The following is a 19,165-nucleotide window of genomic DNA, read 5'->3' as shown; positions in this document are numbered from 1 at the left end:
AAAATACCCTTTAGACACTTACCGCTTCGGCCTCTGGCGCAGCACGAGTGACCGCTTCAGTGCCAGACTTAGCCCCCGCTTCCGTTGTATACCCTTGACTGGTCATAATGATTTCATGATTGCCGGCTTTAAGATTGAAGTACCACTTACCACTCTTTCCTTCAAATACCGTAAACCGTTCTGGCAACACCGAATTTTTCCTGACGGATTCAACACCATTTTTGGCGCTCGCTTTAGCCTTATAGCCTTCAGAAGCACCGATGTTTTCGCCATTCCCCGCCTTTAAACGAAACCTAAACTCACCCGCTTTATCTTCATATATCTCAAATTTTGCAGCCATATCCACACTCCTTACCCTTTATCGTTATTTAGCATTTCGTCAGTACGAGTCATTCGGTATAGCTCAGTTCTGATGATAATGTGTAAAAAACAGCCAAAAATTGATCAATCATTAGTCTATAGCGAGTTTAACGTTGCTCTTTCTCCAACAACGGCTAGGCTTTTTATGCGCTTAAACTGTAGCGCTGGAAATAACGTCTAGGGAGAGCCCGATGCAAGGTTACCGTCAAGATTTTCTGAAAGGCATCGTCTTACCGCTACCCACATTCTCAACAGAGCTATCCCAAGAAGTGCTGGATGTGGGCAAAGTATTCGACTACCCCAACTATTCAATCATTATGAATAGTGCCCAAGTAAAGCGATCAGCCGTGATCGTCTGCCTCAATATTGATCAAAGTAACCTGAAAAATACCACTCGCTCGGATGCCTGGAAAATAGATAATCGTATTGGTTTCAGTCACCAATTGGATAACGCTTATTACGCGAGTAATCCGTGGGATAAAGGCCACATGGCCAAAAGAACCTCGGCAGCACAGGGCGAAACCGCCAGAGATGCTCAATATGCGGCAAATGAAACCTTCTACTACTCAAACAGTTGTTTACAGCATGAAAACCTCAACCGAGATGAGTGGCGCGGTTTAGAGGATTGGGTTTTCGATCTCGATCTTGATACCGATGGCAAAATCACCTCATTCTCGGGACCTTTTTACGGCGCAAACGATAGGACGGTAAGACCTTCAGGTAGAGAAACCGCGTTAATTCCCGCCGGCTTTTTTAAGATTGTTTGTTTCATCAATAAAAACACCAATAGCCTCGACGTACGTGCCTTTATTATTTATCAAGATGAAGAGGCCCTGAGCGATAAAAAAGGACGGTCCCGTTACAATAACCAACACTATCAAGTGACCGTGAGTGAGATTGAGGCGCTAACCGGTTTACGTTTCGATAACCGAATTTATCAAGCCAACCCATTGTATTACACCGGCGATCATGTCACCGCTGAAGAGAATGTCAGTCATTTTCCAGAGAATATTGAAATAGCTAAACCCGCCGATATCCTAGCCAAAGGACAAACTCGGCAAACGGTTCATGATGATATTTGTGATATTTTCATCTGTGCCGCATTAGTTGACCCCGTCGGAACTGATTCGGGTCATGAATGGGTTAGCTTGATAAACCTTGGCGCAACAGAGATTGACCTTGCCGGCTGGCAACTCGCGGATAACTCAGATAGAACCATCCCTTTAACCAGCCTAATTGATAACACCCTCTTACAACCGGGCTGCTCCGTTATACTGAGAAAGCTATCGCCATTAAGGCTGTCCAATAAGGGTGATATTATCAAATTGTATGATCAACAGGGCGCCAGAATTGACTGGGTCAACTACACAGAAGAGATGGTAGCAAAAGGCAAACCGGTGCTCTTTCTAAGCCCACGGGATACCCTCAATATCTGAACCGACCGACACCAATCAATACACAGCGCTCAGGGCTGGGGAATCAATAATGCCCCACCCTTTGCGATAATTTGCGATAACAACGCTTTAGCTCGAGGTTTTACCCTGACTCTTGTTAGCTTTGTCTTGCATCGCTTGCAGCTCTTTCTCTGTTTTTAGGCGACATACCGCCAACTGCTCTAAACGCATTTTTTTAATGGCGGCTAACGGATCATCAACCTGTTTGTGCCGTTGCTCGTCATCATAGCTAAAACTATCATCGGTTGGATGATCGGCCTTATTGTCAGTTGCCATAACCCTCTACTCTTTTGTGCCACGCTTTTGTGCAAAGCTTTAGTGCTGTGCTTTTTTGCTGCTCTTTGGCGCGGCTTTTTTAAGGTTTTGATACGCTGTTAATTTAATCCATTAAAAGCATCACGAGTATAGTTCTCGACCCCATTAGCCGTCACGCAGACATTATCTTCAACACGAATGCCTCCCCAAGGTATCAGTTGGTTTACTAACGCCCAGTTGATGTGATTGGCTAGCGCGGTAGCTTTCAACTGCTCCAGCAGTAAGGGAATAAAATATAAGCCCGGCTCAATCGTCACGACCATATTTTCAGTCAGCGTTCGCGTTAAGCGTAAAAAGGGATGCGGCTCCGGCGGTGCGGCCATTAGGCCATGCTTGTCCTGCTGCCAACCACCGATATCATGCACCTGTATGCCTAATAAATGGCCTAAGCCATGTGGGTAGAAAGTGCGGGTGATGATCAGTTGATCAGAAGGGCTAAGCAGCGAATCATGCTTAACAATGCCGGCATCACACAGCATCGCAAACAGCTGCTGATGCATCGTTTCATGCAGCGCAACAAACGAGATACCCGGCTTAATGGTTTCAATCAGCGCCTGTTGTGCTTGATCCATCGCAGACAACAACGCTTGAAAGTCCTGATTACCTTGGCTTACCGTGCGGGTAATATCGGCGACATAACCGTGATATACCGCCCCTCCATCAACCAATAAAGTACGCATCTGTGGGGGAGCAATACGATCTTTATACTGATAATGCAATACCGCAGCATGTTCATTAAGGCCGACGATATTGCTGTACGGTAACTCTTTTTCAAGATGAACCGTAGCACTCAGATAACCTTGGTGCAATTCAAACTCACTCAATCCTGCTAAGAAACCACGCTGAGTATAACGATGCCCTTTAACGGCGATAGCGTTAGCTTCACGAATGCAGTGCTGCTCCCATGCCGTTTTCTCGGCGCGTCGATAGTGCAAGGCGTGCATCAATGCTTCGGGATTATGCTGCACCTTGCACTGTAAAAACTCGATATAATCTTCAGCGATCAAAGCAACCTCACCCTTGACCTTCATCTGCTTTATCTGAGCGGCGCGGTCCGTATATAACTGCACATCAAATAGCTCACACCAAAAGCCCGTGGGCGTTGATGCGGTCATATGCCAAAAATCATCCGGCGAGTAGATATATAAACTCGGCTTACTACCGGGTTTGATGAGCAGCCAACATTCGGGATGTTCGGTTAGAAACGGCATCCACTGTACAAAGTGTGGATTGGGCTTAAACGCTGGGGCATAGTCATCGAGAAAGTAGTTTTTACTACTGCCTGAGTGAATCAGCAGGGCATCCAGCGCCTCTTGCGCTAATAGATCGGCACTGCGTTGTTGCAGAATCGCTAAGTGATCTTTAAACAGAAACTCTGTCATTAATTCGGCACCTCTATAAGACCATCGGTTTCTAGCTCTTCACTCAGCTTTCGCCAAAAAGAATCGAGCGTTGTACGGTGGCTATTTTTTAAACGGTATAAACGAATTTGTAGCGGGATATTCCATTGCTCATCTCCTGCCAAGGCAAGGCTGTTATACGCTAGGCTTTCACTCACCAAACGCTTCAGTAACCACCCCACACCAAAGCCCTCTTTTACCATCGCTTTGACATTCACCGAGTGCATATTTTCATTAATGGTCACCAAGTGTGGAGGCTGCTCTACCTGCAATAGCGAATGATCAACCAATGGCCTTAAATATGAGCTAGCGTGATAGTTGATATAAGGAAGCGGATTACGGGAGCTGCCCGGTAGCTGAAACAGAGGCTGATTATCCTCCCCTAATCCTGTAACCGGCACTAACTCCTCCTCACAGACGACGATGTGTTCAAATTCCGGCCCTTCCAGCTCTTGAAATACATGGGTCAATGGATGCCAGTAACACAACACCAGATCACACTTCCCCTGTGTTAACGCGGTGACAAAATCACTGGCGGCCCAAGAGGTTGAATTCAGGTTCAAATCCACCGGCGTGCTGTGCCGCTCAGAAGCCGGCATTAACCAGTTGCGATAAAATAGCAAATACAGGGTTTGGGTGGTGGCAAACCGCAAACGGCTTTCGACTTGTTTGCGTATTTCACGGCATTGCGATTTGGTCTCGCGTGCAATACGCGACATATTCTCAGCGCCTGATAGAAACACCTCACCGGCGGGCGTTAAGCTCAATGGCAGGGTATTTCGATCAATCAGTGTGACCCCCATCTCATCCTCAAGCAACTTGATGCGACGACTCAAGGTTGGCTGAGTGACATTGCATTCCTCCGCTGCTCGTGAGAAATGGCGTGTACGAGCCAAGGCGATAAAATCATCAAGCCACCTCAGTTCCATGCGCTATATGCTCCGAACATTATCCACCCCACATCCCTATCCCTATCCCTAATGTTATTAGCGCGTCGCCAGCCAATCTTGAATGGGATGCAATATAGATGCACCCAGTTTTCGAGAACGTTCAGGAGACCAACCATAAACAGGGTCTGGACGTTTATCGTAATCCTTAAACGGCATCTCTATCGTCATCGCTGGGCACTTAAAATGGTGGCCAACCCAAAATGAACCCACCGTCAGGGTCTCTGGGCCAAACTTACCCGGCTCATATCCCCGGTCCATTTGAAAATCTGGGTTAACACGACAAAGCTCTGCAACAAACTGCGCTTCTTCAGCTAAGATTTTATCCGTCACATCGGGCGCGCCTGCTTGCCCAGCAATGAAATTACACGGTAACGCTTCATCACCATGAATATCAAGGAACAGATCGACACCATGAACCATCATCTGATCTCTGACAAATAAAATTTCAGGGCTTTTTTCTAAGCTCGGTGTTTGCCATTCTCGGTTGAGGTTAGCGCCGGCAGCGTTAGTACGCAGGTGCCCTCGAACAGAGCCATCAGGATTCATATTCGGCACCAGCCAAAAAACACAACGCTCTAATAACCAATTGACCAGTGCATCGTCTTCGTCAAGCAAACGCTCTAACACCCCTTCGACAAACCACTCTGCCATGGTTTCGCCTGGATGCTGGCGTGCCGTTATCCAGATATTCATTCGATGGTCAGCGGCTGATTCATCGGGCGCTATACGCAACAGATTAATATCTCGACCGTCTAAGGTGCTGCCGACATCGACAACCTCACAGCGCCAAGACTGCTGCGCCGCAGCGATTAAATCAAGGTGCTGTTCAAAGCTATAAGGGGCAAAATACGCATAATAAATACTGTTTTGATCTGGTGTATGCTCAATGATCAATTCACCATTTTCATAGACGGTCGGCACCCGGAACCAGGTTTGACGATCATAAGAAGCCACCGCTTTATAATCATCCCAACCATCGGGATAAGCCGCCTCACCAGCATTCACTAGACGCATTCTCAGCGCTTCACCTTGACCGCCTTGCACGCGAAAATAGAACCACTGAAAAAAATCTGAATGCTGATCTTTGCGAATGCTAAGCTGAATATTTTGTAACGATGAAGCTTCGACAACCTCAATATTGCCCGCATCAAACTGGCTGCTGATCTTGAGCATGCTCATGCCTATATAAAAAAGGTTATAACAATTTTTTAAAAACAAGTAGCGCGATATTTAAACGTCATTATCGCTACTTTATCGGCTTAAGCGCCCCATTTAAAGACGACCCTCTTCGACACCATGGCAAGCTACCTGAGTACCATCATCAAGCAGCGTCAGTACGGGAATTTCCTGCTTGCAGCGCTCGTTAGCATGGGGGCAACGGCCATGAAACACACAGCCAGAAGGCAAGTTAACGGGCGTGGGGACTTCGCCGCTTAGCTTAATGTAGTCGGGACGGTCATCTTCTAAACGCGGAATAGCCGACATCAACGCCTGTGTATAGGGATGACGAGGGCTAGAAAATAGCTGTTTAGTTGATGCCAGCTCACACAGTGAACCTAAGTACATTACCGCCACACGGGTGCCAAAATGCTCGACCACCGAAAGGTCGTGGGTAATAAACAGATAAGTTAAATTACGCTGTTCCTGTGCATCCATCATCAAATTCAGCACCTGCGCCTGAATTGACACATCCAACGCTGAAATAGGCTCATCGGCCACGATAAACTCAGGATTAACCGCTAACGCACGGGCTATGCTGATTCGCTGTCGCTGGCCACCCGAAAACTCATGGGAATAACGCTCCCCCCAACTAGGGTCAACCCCGACCGATAACATTACCTCGGCGATTTTGTCCTGAATCTCACCGCTAGTCATCGACGGATTATGAAACTTAATCGGCTCTTGCAAGGTTTCGACAATGGTCATCCGCGGATTCAACGAGGCATAGGGATTCTGAAAAATCATCTGCATCTTTTTACGATAAGGCAACATCTGCTTATCGCTCAAGTTATCAATACGCTCGCCTCGATAAGCAATCTGCCCAGCGGTCGGCGAGAGTAACCCCATCACCGTTCTGGCAACCGTTGATTTACCACACCCAGACTCACCGACCACACACAAGGCCTCGCCCTGCATCACATCAAGAGAAACCCCATTGATGGCATGCACATACTCTCGATGACGGGTTAACTTGCCACCCTTAAATTGCAACTGGTCTAGCAAATCGCCAGAGATAGAAAAACGTTTATATAAATCTCGGATCTGTACCAGTGAATTAGCTTGCTCTGCCATCATCAGACCTCTTTAATCAGCAATTTATCTTGCATGGGTTCAGCTACCATATGGCAAGCAACCTGACAGTTACCCGACTGAGTGAAAGACGGCAGTGTTTGTTTGCAGATATCCATGACATATTCACACCGAGGGTTAAACGAACAGCCCTTAGGAATACGTTGTAAAGGCGGCATCGTGCCTTTGATTTGATTCAGCTTCTGGCCCGGCAGCGCCATTTGCGGCAAGGCGTTCATAAGCCCTTGCGTATAGGGGTGCTGTGCATCATTGATGATCTCTTTCGTCGGCCCCTGCTCGATAATACGCCCAGCATACATCACCAACATACGCTGAGTTACCTGCGAAACAACGCCCAAGTCATGGGTAATGAGGATCAATGCCACATTATTTCGCTCACACAGATTCAGCATCAAATCCATAATTTCCGCTTGGATGGTGACATCCAACGCGGTGGTGGGTTCATCAGCGATAATGATGTCAGGATCAAGCAATAAGCCGATAGCGATCACGATACGTTGACGCATACCACCAGAGAGTTCATGGGGGTATTGATCCAAACGTTTTTCCGGTGAGGGGATCTGCACCTGCTGCAACTTCTTCAGGGCGATACGTTTAGCATCCGCCTTCGAGATTTTGCGATGCGCTAAAAGACACTCGACCATCTGTACACCGATGGTCAGCACCGGATTGAGGGTCATCATCGGGTCTTGAAAAATCATCGAGATGCGATTGCCGCGAATAGAGCGTAGCTCTTCTGGGGCTAAACTTGCCAGATCTTTACCTTCAAAATGAACACTGCCGGATGAGATATGGCCGGGGCGTGATAGCAGATTGATAATCGAGAAGCCCAAGACGGATTTGCCCGCACCGGACTCTCCTACCACGCCAAGGCGTTCACCGCGCTGGAGGGTAAAACTCACATCACGCAACGCTTTAACCGCGCCACTGCGAAGGCCAAAGCATACTTCTAAGTTATTAACTTCTAATAACGGCATGCGTTACCCCTTATACAGTTTTGGGTTAAGAACATCGCGCATCCAGTCGCCTAGCAGGTTCATCACCAGAACAAGCACAATCAGCACAACGCCAGGAATAACGGTAATCCACCACACACCAGAAAAAATATACTCAAAGCCGCTGGAAATCAGCGACCCCAGCGAAGGCTGTGAAACCGGCATTCCGAGCCCTAGAAAAGACAACGAGGCTTCCGAGATAATCGCATTGGCTATCTGCACGGTCGAGATCACCAGAATAGGCGACAGTGTATTCGGTAGAATATGGCGAAACATAATTCTTAGCCGCCCAAAACCCATCACCCGCGCCGCATCGACATATTCTTTCTTTTTCTCGGCTAACACCGAAGCACGAATCGTACGTGCATATTGCGGCCACTCGGCAATACCGATCACCAAAATCAACATGATCATGGCCAGCTGTTGATACAGTTCGGTGCCGAAGGTTGCCTGAAACACCGCCAACACAATAATAGCGACCATGAGCGTCGAGAAAGACAGCTGAATATCAGCGATACGCATCAAGAAACTATCGACCCGCCCGCCGATATAACCCGCCGTCAAGCCGATAACAATCCCCAACAGTGCTTGCAACGCCACCGCACAAAGCCCAATCATCAAGGACACCCGTGTGCCATAGAGAATGGTCGACAGCATATCCCGGCCCTGCGCGTCGGTGCCCAGAAGAAAGTCGCTTTCACCTTCCTCTTGCCAACTAGGCGGTATTTCTGAATTCATAATATCAATTTGAGAGGCATCGTATGGATCATACGGTGCGATCAATGAAGCGGAGACAGCCAGTACCACATAGGCTAAAAAAATCAAAAAACTTAGCTGGGCGACCCGGTCAATTTTAAAACTATGCCAAAAGTGCGATGCTTTAAAACGCTGTAAAGCGGTCGGCGACTGTTCCATCTTTAAACTAGAATCAGACATTATTTTTTACCTGCCAGCTTAACGGTCGGATTAACCAAACCATAAATAAGATCAACCAAGGTATTGGTCACAACAAAGATGGCACCCACCACTATCAAATAAGCCACAATCAATGGCGTATCGACGCGATTCACCGCTTCAAGAAACAAAAAGCCCATACCTGGCCATTGGAAAACCGTTTCGGTCAAAATGGTGTAAGCCACCATGGTGCCTATCTGCACGCCGCCCACCGTAATAACCGGCAACATGGTATTTTTGAGCGCATGTACAAAGTAGATACGTCTTGGGGAGATCCCCTTAGCCCAAGCAAACTTCACATATTCAGACTGCAACACTTCCATCATTTCTGAACGGATCAGGCGAATAAACAGCGGCAACATAATGGATGCTAAGGTGAAACTCGGTAATATCAGGTGTTTTAAACCGTCGACCGTCAAAAAGCCGGTTTCCCAACCTAACTGGTTGGAGGTTTCGCCACGCCCATAGGAGGGTAGCCAGTTCAACTCAATGGCAAACAGGTAAATAAGCCCTATCGCCGTCAAGAATACTGGAATCGATATACCGACGATGCTCAAGCCCATCACTGTTTTTGAAAACCAACTCTGGGGGTTTATCGCAGAGTACACACCAGTCGGTACTGAAAAAAGAATGATAATAATGGTGGCGCCAAAGACTAACTCCAATGTCGCCGGTAGTTTTTTCATAATCACGTCAAACGCGGGTTTCTTGAAAAAATAGGAATCACCAAGGTCACCCTGCACTGCTTTTTTAGCGAAACGCAGATATTGCACCAGAAAGGGATCATTTAAGCCCATCTCTTCACGCAACGCTTGACGTTCCTCTTCTGAAACGGATTGCCCTACTAGCTCTCTTAAAGGATCACCTAAGTTATCCTGAATAGAAAAACTAATAAGGCTGATGACAAACATCACAACAACCGCTTGAAAAAACCGTTTTACAAAAAACGCAATCATGATGATCAGCCTTAGGGTTTGGCGTTGTTGTTCCAACGCCAGGTTATCTGCTTATTATTTTAGGGGGGCAACGCTCCCCAAAGGCTATAGTAATGCCTGAATACATAAAGCTGTAAACAGGCATTACAAAACGCGAGGTTTAAACTAAAGCGCGTTACTCTTTGATGACAAGGTCACCGATATAGGGGAAGTTCATGCCGTTAACAATAGGCGCAATATCTACACCTTTACGCGCACCCCAGCTGAGGTTCTGCCAATGCAGTGGCACAAAGCCAGCATCGTCATAGACGGCTTTTTCCATCGCTTGCATCAAGCTGGCACGTTTGACCGAGTCAGTCATTGCATTCGCTTCAGCCATCATCGCATCAACTTTAGGATTGCAGTAGTTACCACTGTTGTATTGTCCAGCACCTGTTTCTTTATTGGCACAGGCAGACAAAAACTCAAAGAAGTTGTTGGTGTCTTCAGTATCTGAATGCCAGCCAATCATCATCATATCAGCAGCACGCTCATCAAAGGCAGGCCAGTACTGTGCTTTTGGCATGGTTTTCAAATCAACCTTGATGTTGATTTTTGCCAACATAGACACCACCGCCTGAGCAATTTTCTCATCATTCACATAACGGTTATTAGGTGCCATCATGGTGATTGAGAAACCATCGCTATAGCCCGCTTCGGCCATCAACGCTTTCGCTTTTTTAAGATCATAACGTGGCGTTAAGGCAGGGTTATAACCTAAATAGCCCTTAGGAGAGAACTGTGCCGCAGGCGTCGCAAACCCCTTCATGATTTTCTTAACGATGCCCTCTTGGTTGATCGCATAGTTAACCGCTTGACGAACGCGTACATCTTTAAAGGCTTCATTGCGCTCTTGGTTCATCTGAAAGGTAATGATGCGTGTGCCACTCATGGTGACCAGATCAACATTATCACTGCTTTCAATACGCTTATGATCCGTCGGTGGCACTGGGGCGATAAAATCGACATCTCCTGCCAGCAGAGCCGCTACCCGGGTCGGCGCTTCTTTGATCGGTGTGAAGACAATCTTATCAACGTTACCCGGGGAGTTGGTATCCCAGTAATCCGGGTTACGCGCAAACTCAACTTTTACCCCCTGCTCGCGATAAGAAACTGTGAACGGTCCGGTACCCGAAATAGTCCGTGAGGCAAACGAATCACCATGCTTAACGAGCAAGTCTTTTGGCTTACCATTAGCATCTTCACCAGAGAAGAAAACGCTATCCATCGGGAACAGATAGGTCATGTTATTGAGGACGAGCGGGAATGGCTTAGCGGTGACTAAATCAAAAGTGTAATCATCGATAACATTGAGAGCTTTGAACGGCGCAAACACACCTTTAAAGTCTGGGGAGTCTTGTAAGCGTTTAAAGGTAAATTCAATATCTTTTGTCGAGAGCGTATTTCCGCTGTGGAACTTAACGCCTTTACGCAGATGGAAACGCATGGTGTTATCGTCAATACGTTCCCACTTTTCCGCCAAACGCGGCTCAAAGCCTAAATCCCTATCCCAACGAACTAATGGGTCATAGGTCATATGAGAAAGCTGCAGCGTACCGCCTGAAAGCTGTTCATATGGGTCAAGAGAAACAGGGTCTGCATCATAGGCCATTCTTAACGTAGCAGCCTGAGCACTGGCTATATTTAACGCAAGTGCGACACCTGCAAATAGCAAAGAGGTCTTTTTCATCTCGGTATCCCTTGTTAATGTTTTTGTTAGGGGTCTTCATAGTCATTAGGACTCAAACCAGACTACCGGAACGCTGTCAGCATACCAATTGAGATTACAAGTCGGCCTATACACAATCTAAATAGCCATTTAATTAATTGTTTTTAAAGTAAATTAAAATAATAACTCAGCACTTTGACACAGAAATAAAGATCTAAAAATAAAAGTAACATCAAAACTATATTGGTATTTCACTGATAACCAACCGATCACAACCCTCATAAAATGAGATTTAGTAGTGCGCTTTTGGGTATGAATGACAGCGATAATCTAGCCACAATTGTGTCGCCTTTAGGCCTTAATCATCGACGGACTAAGCTCTGCAGTACTGTATCAAAACGGGATAATACACAGGGATGGTTCAAGCAAAGCTGATTACTTATAGCCCGGCGCAAAAATTGAATGATTGACATGCCATATACGGCCTTTCTGTTTATTGGGTTAGCCTTTTCGATACCCTATACTCTTTCCATCCATCGTTTTAGCTATCTGACTACCTTCGGGGAGACCTCTAGAGTGAGGAAGAAATTCGTTTAGCGCTTTGATTAATCGCCTCGCGACAATGAGTTGTTTGGGCGAGCGATGCACGTTCTATCGCTGTGAAAAATGAGAAAATTATAATGAAACAATCAATTCATGAGTATCTTGCCGAGTTTGAAGACATACCCGGCACCCGGGTGTATACCGCCCAAAGAGGCCGGAAAGGCTATTGGCTAAATCAGTTTTGCATGAGTCTGATGACACCGGAAAACCGCGAACGCTTTAAAGCGGATGAGCGAGCCTACCTCGATGAATGGGCAATGACTGAAGCTCAGAAACAGACCATTCTTAATCGTGATTACAATGCAGCCCTCGATGAAGGCGGCAACATCTACTTTTTAGCCAAGGTATTTTCAACCGATGGCTTAAGCTTCTTACAAGCGGTCGGCACCATGACCGGCATGACCCCAGAAGACTACCAAGCAATGATGATCGCCGGCGGCCGCTCGCCAGAAGGCCTGCGCTCAATAAAGGATGGAAATTAATCATGGCAAGAATTACCGCAGGCATCGCCAGTAGTCATGTCCCCGCCATTGGCGCGGCCATCGATAACGGCAAAACCGAAGAGGCCTATTGGCAACCCCTGTTTGCAGGCTATGACTGGACCAAGCAGTGGCTAAAAGACGAGAAACCCGATGTCGTTATTCTGGTGTATAACGACCATGCGTCCGCCTTCTCGATGGATATAATCCCGACCTTCGCTATCGGCTGCGCTGAAGAGTATCAGTCGGCGGATGAGGGTTGGGGCCCAAGACCAGTACCACCGGTCGTTGGCGAACCTGATCTAGCATGGCACATTGCCCAGTCCTGCATCTTAGATGAATTCGATCTGACCATTATTAATAAAATGGATGTTGATCATGGTCTGACCGTACCGATGTCACTGATGTTTGGCCAGCCTGATGCTTGGCCGGTTAAAGTTGTACCAATTGCCGTTAATGTTGTGCAATACCCGCCACCAACAGGCAATCGCTGCTGGATGTTAGGTGAGGCCATTGCCCGCGCCGTAGAGAGTTTCCCTGAAGACCTCAATGTACAAATTTGGGGAACCGGTGGCATGAGCCACCAGCTACAAGGGCCACGGGCAGGACTAATTAACCAAGCATTTGATAACGCCTACCTAGATGATCTGACCGCCAACCCCCAACGCCTAAGAGAGATGCATCACATCGAATATCTGCGTGAAGCAGGCTCTGAAGGTATTGAGATGGTTATGTGGCTGATTATGCGTGGCGCATTGGGCGATCATGTTAAACCGTTACACCGCCACTATCACGTACCAGGTTCAAACACTGCCGTGGGTCATCTGGTTTTAAAACCAGAGTAATCTAGCCCCATCGTCAAGTTTGTACTTTTGATTTGTTCTCAGGCCATCATCGCTATGGTCTGAGAACCCTCGTTTGACACTCTGAGTATTACCCCTGATCCCCCCGCCCACAGGCAAGACAAGACCTGTAATGTAAGCGGCTTCATCTGAGGCTAAAAATAGAATAGCACTGGCTTGCTCAGCCGGTGTGCTATTGCGGGCCACGACATTGGTCCGTATCCCTTGTTAAGCGCTCCCCCACTCAGAGCAAGCCATCAATGCATTTGCATTCTCTTCTGCTCTCCCTCATCAAAGTCGCTTAACTTAAATTCGATTGGTATTGACTATTAACTTTTTAAATACAATCAATTTAACCTATACACCCCGGTGATGCATCATAGATCTCGTTCCCAAACACATTACTCACTGGAGTGACTATCATGATCAACACAACTATCAAACCTTTCTCAGCTACAGCGTTCAAACAGGGCGAATTCGTCGATATCACCGAAGCGGATGTATTAGGCAAATGGGCTGTTTTCTTTTTCTACCCTGCTGACTTCACCTTTGTCTGCCCAACCGAACTGGAAGACCTCGGCAGCAAATATGAAGAGCTGAAAAAAATGGGCGTTGAAGTGTTCTCTGTTTCTACCGACACACACTTCTGCCATAAAGCTTGGCACGACACCTCTGACGCTATCGGCACTATCAACTATTACATGGTTGGTGATCAGACTGCCACTATTACTAACAACTTTGGTGTACTGCGTGAAGGCCAAGGCCTTGCGGATCGTGCGACCTTTTTGATCGACCCAGAAGGTGTGATTCAAGCGATGGAAATCACTGCCGAAGGTATTGGCCGTGATGCTGACGACCTGATGCGCAAAATCAAAGCCGCACAATATGTTGCAGCTCACCCAGGTGAAGTTTGCCCAGCGAAATGGAAAGAAGGTGAAGCGACTTTAGCACCATCACTCGATCTCGTCGGCAAAATCTGATCCACCAGCGATGACGGGCCTTTTATAGGCTACCCCATCGCCGAAGAAAGACACCCGCCATCACGCTTCTTAAAAGCGTTGATGGTGGGGGGTTTAACCTACCGCTCAATATCTTTTAACTCAATTCAATCCGGATGGTGATTTATGTTAGACAGCAACATGAAACAACAACTGGGCACCTACCTTCAGAAAATCGATAGTCCGATTGAGTTGACGGTGTCTGTAAACGAAACTCCAAAATCAAACGAGCTGGAAGCTCTCGCGAAAGAGATCGCTGAGCTATCAGCCAACATAACCCTAAACATCAAAACCGATGATTCAGGCCGCGTACCCCGCATGGCGATTGCGCCTAAAGGAGAAGTCGCCAGAGTCACCTTTGCCGGTGTGCCGATGGGGCATGAGTTCACCTCGCTAGTGTTAGCCCTGCTACAAGCCGGTGGCTACCCGAGTAAAGAAAGTGAAGCGCTACAGGCGCAGGCAAAAAGCCTGACCAAGCCACTCAATTTTGAAGTGTATATCTCGCTCTCATGCCACAACTGCCCCGATGTAGTTCAGGCCATTAATTTGATGGCGATACTGAACCCCAACATCAGCGCAACCATGATCGATGGAGGAGTCTTCCCACAAGAAGTGGAAGAACTCGGTATCATGGCAGTGCCAACCCTAATGTTAAACGGCCAACCCTTTGGCAATGGCCGCATGACCTTAGAAGAGATTATTAACAAGGTCGATGATAGTGCCGACGAGAAACTAGCCGCAGCACTCGCCGCTAAAGCACCCTTTGATGTGCTGGTCGTCGGTGGCGGCCCCGCCGGCGCATCCGCCGCGATTTACGCTGCCCGTAAAGGCATTCGTACCGGTATTGTCGCTGACCGTTTTGGTGGCCAGGTGATGGATACCATGGCTATCGAGAACTTTATTTCGGTTAAGGCAACCGATGGCCCTCGGCTGGTCGCGGGACTAGAAGAGCACGTCAAAGAGTATGACATCGATGTGATGACGAACCAGCGTGCCGTCGATATCCGTGACATAGCTGGGCCTGATGGCCAACAGATCAAACAGGTCGAACTGGAGAACGGTGCCACCTTAACGGCTAAATCGGTGATTCTAGCCACCGGTGCCCGCTGGCGCGAAATGAACGTCCCCGGCGAAGAGCAATATAAAACCAAAGGGGTCGCCTTCTGCCCGCACTGTGATGGCCCTCTATTTAAAGGCAAACCCGTAGCCGTCATTGGTGGCGGCAACTCCGGCATCGAAGCCGCGATCGACCTTGCTGGAATTGTTGAACATGTAACGGTATTGGAGTTTTCCGATATTTTACGGGCCGATGCGGTACTGGTGAAGAAGGCCGAATCATTGCCTAACATCACCATCATTAAAGAGGCGATGACCACCGAAGTACTGGGGGATGGCAATAAGGTCACTGGCCTTTCGTATAAGGATCGCACCACCGACGAAAGCCACATTGTCAATGTAGACGGTATTTTCGTCCAGATCGGTTTAGTGCCCAACAGCGACTTTTTGAAAAGCACTATCGAACTGAGCAACCGCGGCGAGATCGTTATCGACGACCGTGGCCAAACCAGTATGCCTGGCGTGTTTGCTGCCGGTGATGTCACCACCGTGCCGTTCAAGCAGATCATTATCTCCATGGGCGCCGGTGCAACCGCTGCACTCGGGGCATTTGATTACTTGATTCGTCAGTAATCAAAGCGTCAACCGGCGTTGCATTCAATTCATCTAAAAAGCCACCGCCCAACAGCGGTGGCTTTTCCATCTTCCTTATGCCTGAACAATAGCGTGATATAGCCATCAGATTGTTCATTACAGCCCTATCGATGACGGGTGGCATGCTCTGGCTTTTGCAAGCGAGTCCCGTCGAGCCCGAGTGACGTGTGATACAGCGGTAAAGAACTTGCGGCATTCGCATTACAAGGTTGTTTTAAGGTTCCATTCATCCATGCTATATACTCTGAACAGTAACGAGGGAGTGAACACTCAGCTCTCGCAATATAAATCACAATAGGGACATGCATGAAACTTAAATTACTACTATCTAGCATCGCGATCTCTATCGCATTTTCATCGACAGCTCTGGCAATTGGCGGCGATGATCCCATCCCAGGCATTGATATCATCATCAAGAAATCCGCACTGTGCCACCCACACTGTGATGAAAAAGCACCGATTGCTCCCAGTGCAAGTGGTAGCGGGACCTCCGTTCAAGGCAGTCATGCTGTCAAGAAGGTGAATTCTGTGCGTTCACCCAGCGTTAAGATGAAGCAAGGTGACCCGAATGCTAACCGTTATGATTTTAAAACAGAATAAAGAATTTTCGATCGAGTCGCGTCCCTCAAGCAAACGACACAATCGTTTCGAACTAAGAACTACGTGCTCTTTTCGCTCGGGTCAGCACACTTAAAAAGCGCTCATTCAATACCCTATAATGATAGAAAATGGCCTTAACCAGATATTCTGTCTTCCAAGTGCTTGGTTCATAATTGAGATAGCAATCTCCCCACAGAACACTTCATCACGATTACCCGATAGGTTAAAGAAGCAGATAGCTGACCGTGGGTTAAACCATGAAGAATCAGACCGATACTGATCGGCGTTTCCATCATAGAGATCAGATAGGAGCCCCATAAAACAGATTCCTTGGGGCGTTTGATTACTTGATACGTCACTAATCAAAGCGCCAGCGGCGTTACATTCAGCTAGCCTAAAAAGCTACCGTCCAACCACGGCCACTTTTTCACATCGACAATGTATATCGATCACACAGGTCTTTCGTCATATTTTACTGACATTCACAACGACCAGTACAGCCAATAGGATCGTTATGATATTGCCTGAGTGACTCCCCCACACTTCACGCTACTGTCTACAACTAAAAAAATACCCACAAAACGGCTTTAGATCATAAAGTTACACATATATCATGGGTGCAGTCGCACGCCCTTCCCCCTTAAGCTTGCGCCTTGATGTGCATGCACATTGATAAAAATAACAATGAAATGAGACAACCGATGCAGATGTTAGCGGTGCTGATTAACCCGGTATTACCGGTTTTTGCCATTTTGGCGTTAGGGTTTTATTTAGGCCGCTGTAAAAAACTCAGTGATGAGCAGGCGAAGAGCATTAACTGGGTCGCGACCGCTGTTTTTCTCCCCATCCTCGTCTTAGGCTTGGTCAGCAATGCGCCGATTGAGCAGTTTAGTCTCGCACCGCTATGCGCTTACCTATCGGCTGAGGCCGTACTGATAACGCTGGCATTCTGGTTAGGGCGCAAGCTTGGGTTGGAAAAACAGGAAGCCGTTTTGATGTCAGTCGGCTGCGTCTTCGTCAACAATGTGTTTCTGGTACTACCCATCAGTCAATTCCTGTTCGGCAGTGAAAATACTACCGCGATCATTGCCATTGTGACCTTGGATACCATTTTGTTATTTACCGGCACCTTGTTTGCCCTCGAACTGACCCGCCCAGAGCGCCCCTCATTAGGCCGCGTTATTAGCATTGTGGCACGTTTGCCGCTGATTATTGCCATCGCAGTAGGCTTACTGCTAAACCTTCTTCAAATACAACTCCCAGATGCGATAGCAACCTTCATTAGTTTTAATGGCAAAGCCGCAGCCCCCCTTGCGCTACTGGCACTGGGCGTGGTGCTATCACAAATATCACTGCATCCAGATAAAATCGTCTGGCTGTTTACCGGACTGAAACTAATTGTGTTGCCACTCTTTGTTTGGCTCACCCTGGCCTTCTTTGCCCCACAAACGCAAGATAGCAGCCTCTATATGCTCAGTTCCGCTGGGCCGATCACCACCGCAGTATTCTCTTTTGGGATGCTGTATGGCATACATACCCAACGTATTGCCCAGCTACTGGTTTTGACCACGCTATTCAGCCTAATCTCATTGGCGGCATTAGCCTGACAAGCAGAGCGTCAATAAGCGCTCAGGAGTGCATCGCCACCTTGCGGTATACTCAGCACAACCAACAATAATAAAATAACCGGAAGCGTACCCCTTATGCGAAAAGACCTTTCAATATCAGCGGTTACGGCGGGCTTACTGGCTGTGTTGATCTCCTATTCCGGGCCTTTGGTTATTTTCTACCAAGCCGCACTGAGTGCCGATATCTCCAGCGAGATGATCTCCTCCTGGGTTTGGGCCGTTTCCATGGGCGCGGCCGTATCCGGCATTTTTCTTAGCATCTGGTTTAAGGCTCCGATCATTACCGCTTGGTCTGCACCGGGCACCGCCTTGCTGATCACTCTATTTCCCGAACTTTCACTAAATGAAGCGGTGGGGGCATATATTACGGCGGCGGTCATACTGATCATGATCGGCTTTTCCGGCTACTTCGACCGTATTATGAATATCATCCCTCGAGGCATAACCTATGCCATGCTAGCGGGTATCCTATTTCAGTTTGGTGTGAATGCCTTCCTCTCCATCGAGGTCATGCCGGAACTGAGCATTCTGATGATCAGTAGCTACCTTATTTTTCGTCGACTGCTGCCCAAATACTGCCTGCTTCTGCTGCTAGGCATCGGCCTCCTCGGAGCCATCGCTCTGGGTGAAACGAATCTGCAGTCGGTGTCATTCAACCTTACGGTACCGATCTTTATCGCCCCTGAATTCACCTTCAGTGCAACCCTTAGCCTTGCCTTACCCTTGGTGATTGTGAGCCTGAGCGGACAGTTTTTACCGGGCTTTGCCATCCTCAAAGCCTCGGGGTTTAATACGCCGGCCAGGCCTATCTTTCTCTGTACCGGCGGCATCTCGCTCATCACCGCATTGTTTGGGGGGATCACGACCGCCATTGCGGCCATAACGGCAGCACTGTGTACCGGTAAAGATGCACACCCTGATCCC

Annotated in this window: 19 protein-coding genes and 1 pseudogene; 8 read left to right on the top strand and 12 right to left on the bottom strand. The window is 47.8% G+C overall.

Annotation, left to right across the window (positions count from 1 at the left end; genetic code table 11):
- Positions 1-10: 10 nt before the first annotated feature.
- The gene (locus ACN0T0_RS01345; RefSeq protein WP_417222354.1) at positions 11-340 is read right to left on the bottom strand and encodes a YegP family protein; all 330 of its coding nucleotides are present in this window, start codon (positions 338-340) and stop codon (positions 11-13) included.
- Positions 341-551: 211 nt separating this feature from the next.
- On the opposite strand from ACN0T0_RS01345, the gene ACN0T0_RS01340 reads away from it, so the two are divergent.
- Positions 552-1,796, top strand: a complete 1,245-nt coding sequence (locus ACN0T0_RS01340) for a DNA/RNA non-specific endonuclease (protein WP_417222352.1) — start codon at positions 552-554, stop codon at positions 1,794-1,796.
- Positions 1,797-1,883: 87 nt separating this feature from the next.
- On the opposite strand, the gene ACN0T0_RS01335 is transcribed toward ACN0T0_RS01340, so the two are convergent.
- The 9 genes from ACN0T0_RS01335 to ACN0T0_RS01295 form a co-directional block, all read right to left on the bottom strand.
- Positions 1,884-2,090, bottom strand: coding sequence for a hypothetical protein (locus tag ACN0T0_RS01335; RefSeq protein ID WP_417222350.1), 207 nt, complete (start codon positions 2,088-2,090; stop codon positions 1,884-1,886).
- A 98-nt stretch (positions 2,091-2,188) separates the two neighbouring features.
- Positions 2,189-3,511, bottom strand: coding sequence for a Xaa-Pro dipeptidase (gene pepQ, locus ACN0T0_RS01330; RefSeq protein WP_417222348.1), 1,323 nt, complete (start codon positions 3,509-3,511; stop codon positions 2,189-2,191).
- Positions 3,511-4,458 (bottom strand): LysR family transcriptional regulator, encoded by a 948-nt coding sequence (locus tag ACN0T0_RS01325; RefSeq protein WP_417222345.1) that lies wholly within the window; start codon positions 4,456-4,458, stop codon positions 3,511-3,513. The genes pepQ and ACN0T0_RS01325 overlap by 1 nt, the downstream gene beginning before the upstream one ends.
- Positions 4,459-4,515: 57 nt before the next feature.
- Positions 4,516-5,652 carry a M14-type cytosolic carboxypeptidase gene (locus ACN0T0_RS01320; protein WP_417222342.1) on the bottom strand — a complete coding sequence of 379 codons (1,137 nt, stop codon included), beginning with the start codon at positions 5,650-5,652 and terminating at the stop codon, positions 4,516-4,518.
- Positions 5,653-5,751: 99 nt separating this feature from the next.
- Positions 5,752-6,774: an ABC transporter ATP-binding protein gene (locus ACN0T0_RS01315; protein WP_417222340.1), complete on the bottom strand. Its 1,023-nt coding sequence runs from the start codon at positions 6,772-6,774 to the stop codon at positions 5,752-5,754.
- Positions 6,774-7,766, bottom strand: coding sequence for an ABC transporter ATP-binding protein (locus ACN0T0_RS01310; RefSeq protein ID WP_417222337.1), 993 nt, complete (start codon positions 7,764-7,766; stop codon positions 6,774-6,776). Before ACN0T0_RS01310 ends, ACN0T0_RS01315 begins: the two co-directional genes overlap by 1 nt.
- Positions 7,767-7,769: 3 nt before the next feature.
- Complete coding sequence (locus ACN0T0_RS01305; RefSeq protein WP_417222334.1) at positions 7,770-8,720, bottom strand: ABC transporter permease; 951 nt, start codon at positions 8,718-8,720, stop codon at positions 7,770-7,772.
- Positions 8,720-9,694 (bottom strand): ABC transporter permease, encoded by a 975-nt coding sequence (locus ACN0T0_RS01300; RefSeq protein WP_417222332.1) that lies wholly within the window; start codon positions 9,692-9,694, stop codon positions 8,720-8,722. The genes ACN0T0_RS01305 and ACN0T0_RS01300 overlap by 1 nt, the downstream gene beginning before the upstream one ends.
- 154 nt (positions 9,695-9,848) lie before the next feature.
- Positions 9,849-11,402, bottom strand: coding sequence for an ABC transporter substrate-binding protein (locus ACN0T0_RS01295; RefSeq protein WP_417222329.1), 1,554 nt, complete (start codon positions 11,400-11,402; stop codon positions 9,849-9,851).
- A gap of 659 nt (positions 11,403-12,061) precedes the next feature.
- Between ACN0T0_RS01295 and ligA the strand changes: the two genes are divergently transcribed.
- Together ligA and ACN0T0_RS01285 are read left to right on the top strand one after the other, a co-directional pair.
- Positions 12,062-12,466: a protocatechuate 4,5-dioxygenase subunit alpha gene (ligA, locus tag ACN0T0_RS01290; protein WP_417222326.1), complete on the top strand. Its 405-nt coding sequence runs from the start codon at positions 12,062-12,064 to the stop codon at positions 12,464-12,466.
- A 2-nt stretch (positions 12,467-12,468) separates the two neighbouring features.
- Positions 12,469-13,308: a class III extradiol dioxygenase subunit beta gene (locus ACN0T0_RS01285; protein ID WP_417222324.1), complete on the top strand. Its 840-nt coding sequence runs from the start codon at positions 12,469-12,471 to the stop codon at positions 13,306-13,308.
- On the opposite strand, the gene ACN0T0_RS01280 is transcribed toward ACN0T0_RS01285, so the two are convergent.
- Positions 13,294-13,512 (bottom strand): SDR family oxidoreductase, encoded by a 219-nt coding sequence (locus tag ACN0T0_RS01280; protein ID WP_417222321.1) that lies wholly within the window; start codon positions 13,510-13,512, stop codon positions 13,294-13,296. The genes ACN0T0_RS01285 and ACN0T0_RS01280 overlap by 15 nt on opposite strands.
- Positions 13,513-13,727: 215 nt before the next feature.
- Between ACN0T0_RS01280 and ahpC the strand changes: the two genes are divergently transcribed.
- The 3 genes from ahpC to ACN0T0_RS01265 all read left to right on the top strand — a co-directional run bounded on the left by ahpC (position 13,728) and on the right by ACN0T0_RS01265 (position 16,613).
- A complete protein-coding gene (gene ahpC / locus ACN0T0_RS01275) occupies positions 13,728-14,285 on the top strand; it encodes an alkyl hydroperoxide reductase subunit C (RefSeq protein WP_215952754.1) in 558 nt (185 codons plus the stop codon).
- A 144-nt stretch (positions 14,286-14,429) separates the two neighbouring features.
- On the top strand, positions 14,430-15,992 hold the full coding sequence (gene ahpF / locus ACN0T0_RS01270) for an alkyl hydroperoxide reductase subunit F (RefSeq protein ID WP_417222317.1): 1,563 nt from the start codon (positions 14,430-14,432) through the stop codon (positions 15,990-15,992).
- 327 nt (positions 15,993-16,319) lie between these two features.
- Positions 16,320-16,613, top strand: coding sequence for a hypothetical protein (locus ACN0T0_RS01265; RefSeq protein WP_417222316.1), 294 nt, complete (start codon positions 16,320-16,322; stop codon positions 16,611-16,613).
- Positions 16,614-16,665: 52 nt separating this feature from the next.
- Here the strand turns inward: ACN0T0_RS01265 and ACN0T0_RS01260 are convergent.
- Positions 16,666-16,924: pseudogene (locus ACN0T0_RS01260) on the bottom strand (hypothetical protein); the annotation flags it as partial.
- A gap of 390 nt (positions 16,925-17,314) precedes the next feature.
- On the opposite strand from ACN0T0_RS01260, the gene ACN0T0_RS01255 reads away from it, so the two are divergent.
- Complete coding sequence (locus ACN0T0_RS01255; protein ID WP_417222314.1) at positions 17,315-18,220, top strand: AEC family transporter; 906 nt, start codon at positions 17,315-17,317, stop codon at positions 18,218-18,220.
- A 96-nt stretch (positions 18,221-18,316) separates the two neighbouring features.
- The coding region (locus ACN0T0_RS01250; RefSeq protein WP_417222311.1) for a benzoate/H(+) symporter BenE family transporter at positions 18,317-19,165 on the top strand (849 nt) is incomplete at its 3' end.

The sequence above is a fragment of the Amphritea sp. genome (genome assembly GCF_048266285.1).
Classification (GTDB): Bacteria; Pseudomonadota; Gammaproteobacteria; order Pseudomonadales; family Balneatricaceae; genus Amphritea.
Note: the sequence above shows the minus strand (reverse complement) of the source record. Positions and strands in the feature narration are given on the sequence as shown.

Excerpts from the sequence above, each read along its gene's own strand:
- ACN0T0_RS01325 (WP_417222345.1), bottom strand. The coding sequence starts at position 4,458 with ATGGAACTGAGGTGGCTTGATGATTTTATCGCCTTGGCTCGTACACGC.
- ligA (WP_417222326.1), top strand. The coding sequence starts at position 12,062 with ATGAAACAATCAATTCATGAGTATCTTGCCGAGTTTGAAGACATACCC.
- ACN0T0_RS01345 (WP_417222354.1), bottom strand. The coding sequence starts at position 340 with ATGGCTGCAAAATTTGAGATATATGAAGATAAAGCGGGTGAGTTTAGG.
- ACN0T0_RS01295 (WP_417222329.1), bottom strand. The coding sequence starts at position 11,402 with ATGAAAAAGACCTCTTTGCTATTTGCAGGTGTCGCACTTGCGTTAAAT.
- ACN0T0_RS01285 (WP_417222324.1), top strand. The coding sequence starts at position 12,469 with ATGGCAAGAATTACCGCAGGCATCGCCAGTAGTCATGTCCCCGCCATT.
- ACN0T0_RS01265 (WP_417222316.1), top strand. The coding sequence starts at position 16,320 with ATGAAACTTAAATTACTACTATCTAGCATCGCGATCTCTATCGCATTT.
- ACN0T0_RS01315 (WP_417222340.1), bottom strand. The coding sequence starts at position 6,774 with ATGATGGCAGAGCAAGCTAATTCACTGGTACAGATCCGAGATTTATAT.
- ACN0T0_RS01320 (WP_417222342.1), bottom strand. The coding sequence starts at position 5,652 with ATGCTCAAGATCAGCAGCCAGTTTGATGCGGGCAATATTGAGGTTGTC.
- ACN0T0_RS01335 (WP_417222350.1), bottom strand. The coding sequence starts at position 2,090 with ATGGCAACTGACAATAAGGCCGATCATCCAACCGATGATAGTTTTAGC.
- ACN0T0_RS01340 (WP_417222352.1), top strand. The coding sequence starts at position 552 with ATGCAAGGTTACCGTCAAGATTTTCTGAAAGGCATCGTCTTACCGCTA.
- ahpF (WP_417222317.1), top strand. The coding sequence starts at position 14,430 with ATGTTAGACAGCAACATGAAACAACAACTGGGCACCTACCTTCAGAAA.
- ahpC (WP_215952754.1), top strand. The coding sequence starts at position 13,728 with ATGATCAACACAACTATCAAACCTTTCTCAGCTACAGCGTTCAAACAG.
- ACN0T0_RS01305 (WP_417222334.1), bottom strand. The coding sequence starts at position 8,720 with ATGTCTGATTCTAGTTTAAAGATGGAACAGTCGCCGACCGCTTTACAG.
- ACN0T0_RS01310 (WP_417222337.1), bottom strand. The coding sequence starts at position 7,766 with ATGCCGTTATTAGAAGTTAATAACTTAGAAGTATGCTTTGGCCTTCGC.
- ACN0T0_RS01255 (WP_417222314.1), top strand. The coding sequence starts at position 17,315 with ATGCAGATGTTAGCGGTGCTGATTAACCCGGTATTACCGGTTTTTGCC.
- pepQ (WP_417222348.1), bottom strand. The coding sequence starts at position 3,511 with ATGACAGAGTTTCTGTTTAAAGATCACTTAGCGATTCTGCAACAACGC.
- ACN0T0_RS01300 (WP_417222332.1), bottom strand. The coding sequence starts at position 9,694 with ATGATTGCGTTTTTTGTAAAACGGTTTTTTCAAGCGGTTGTTGTGATG.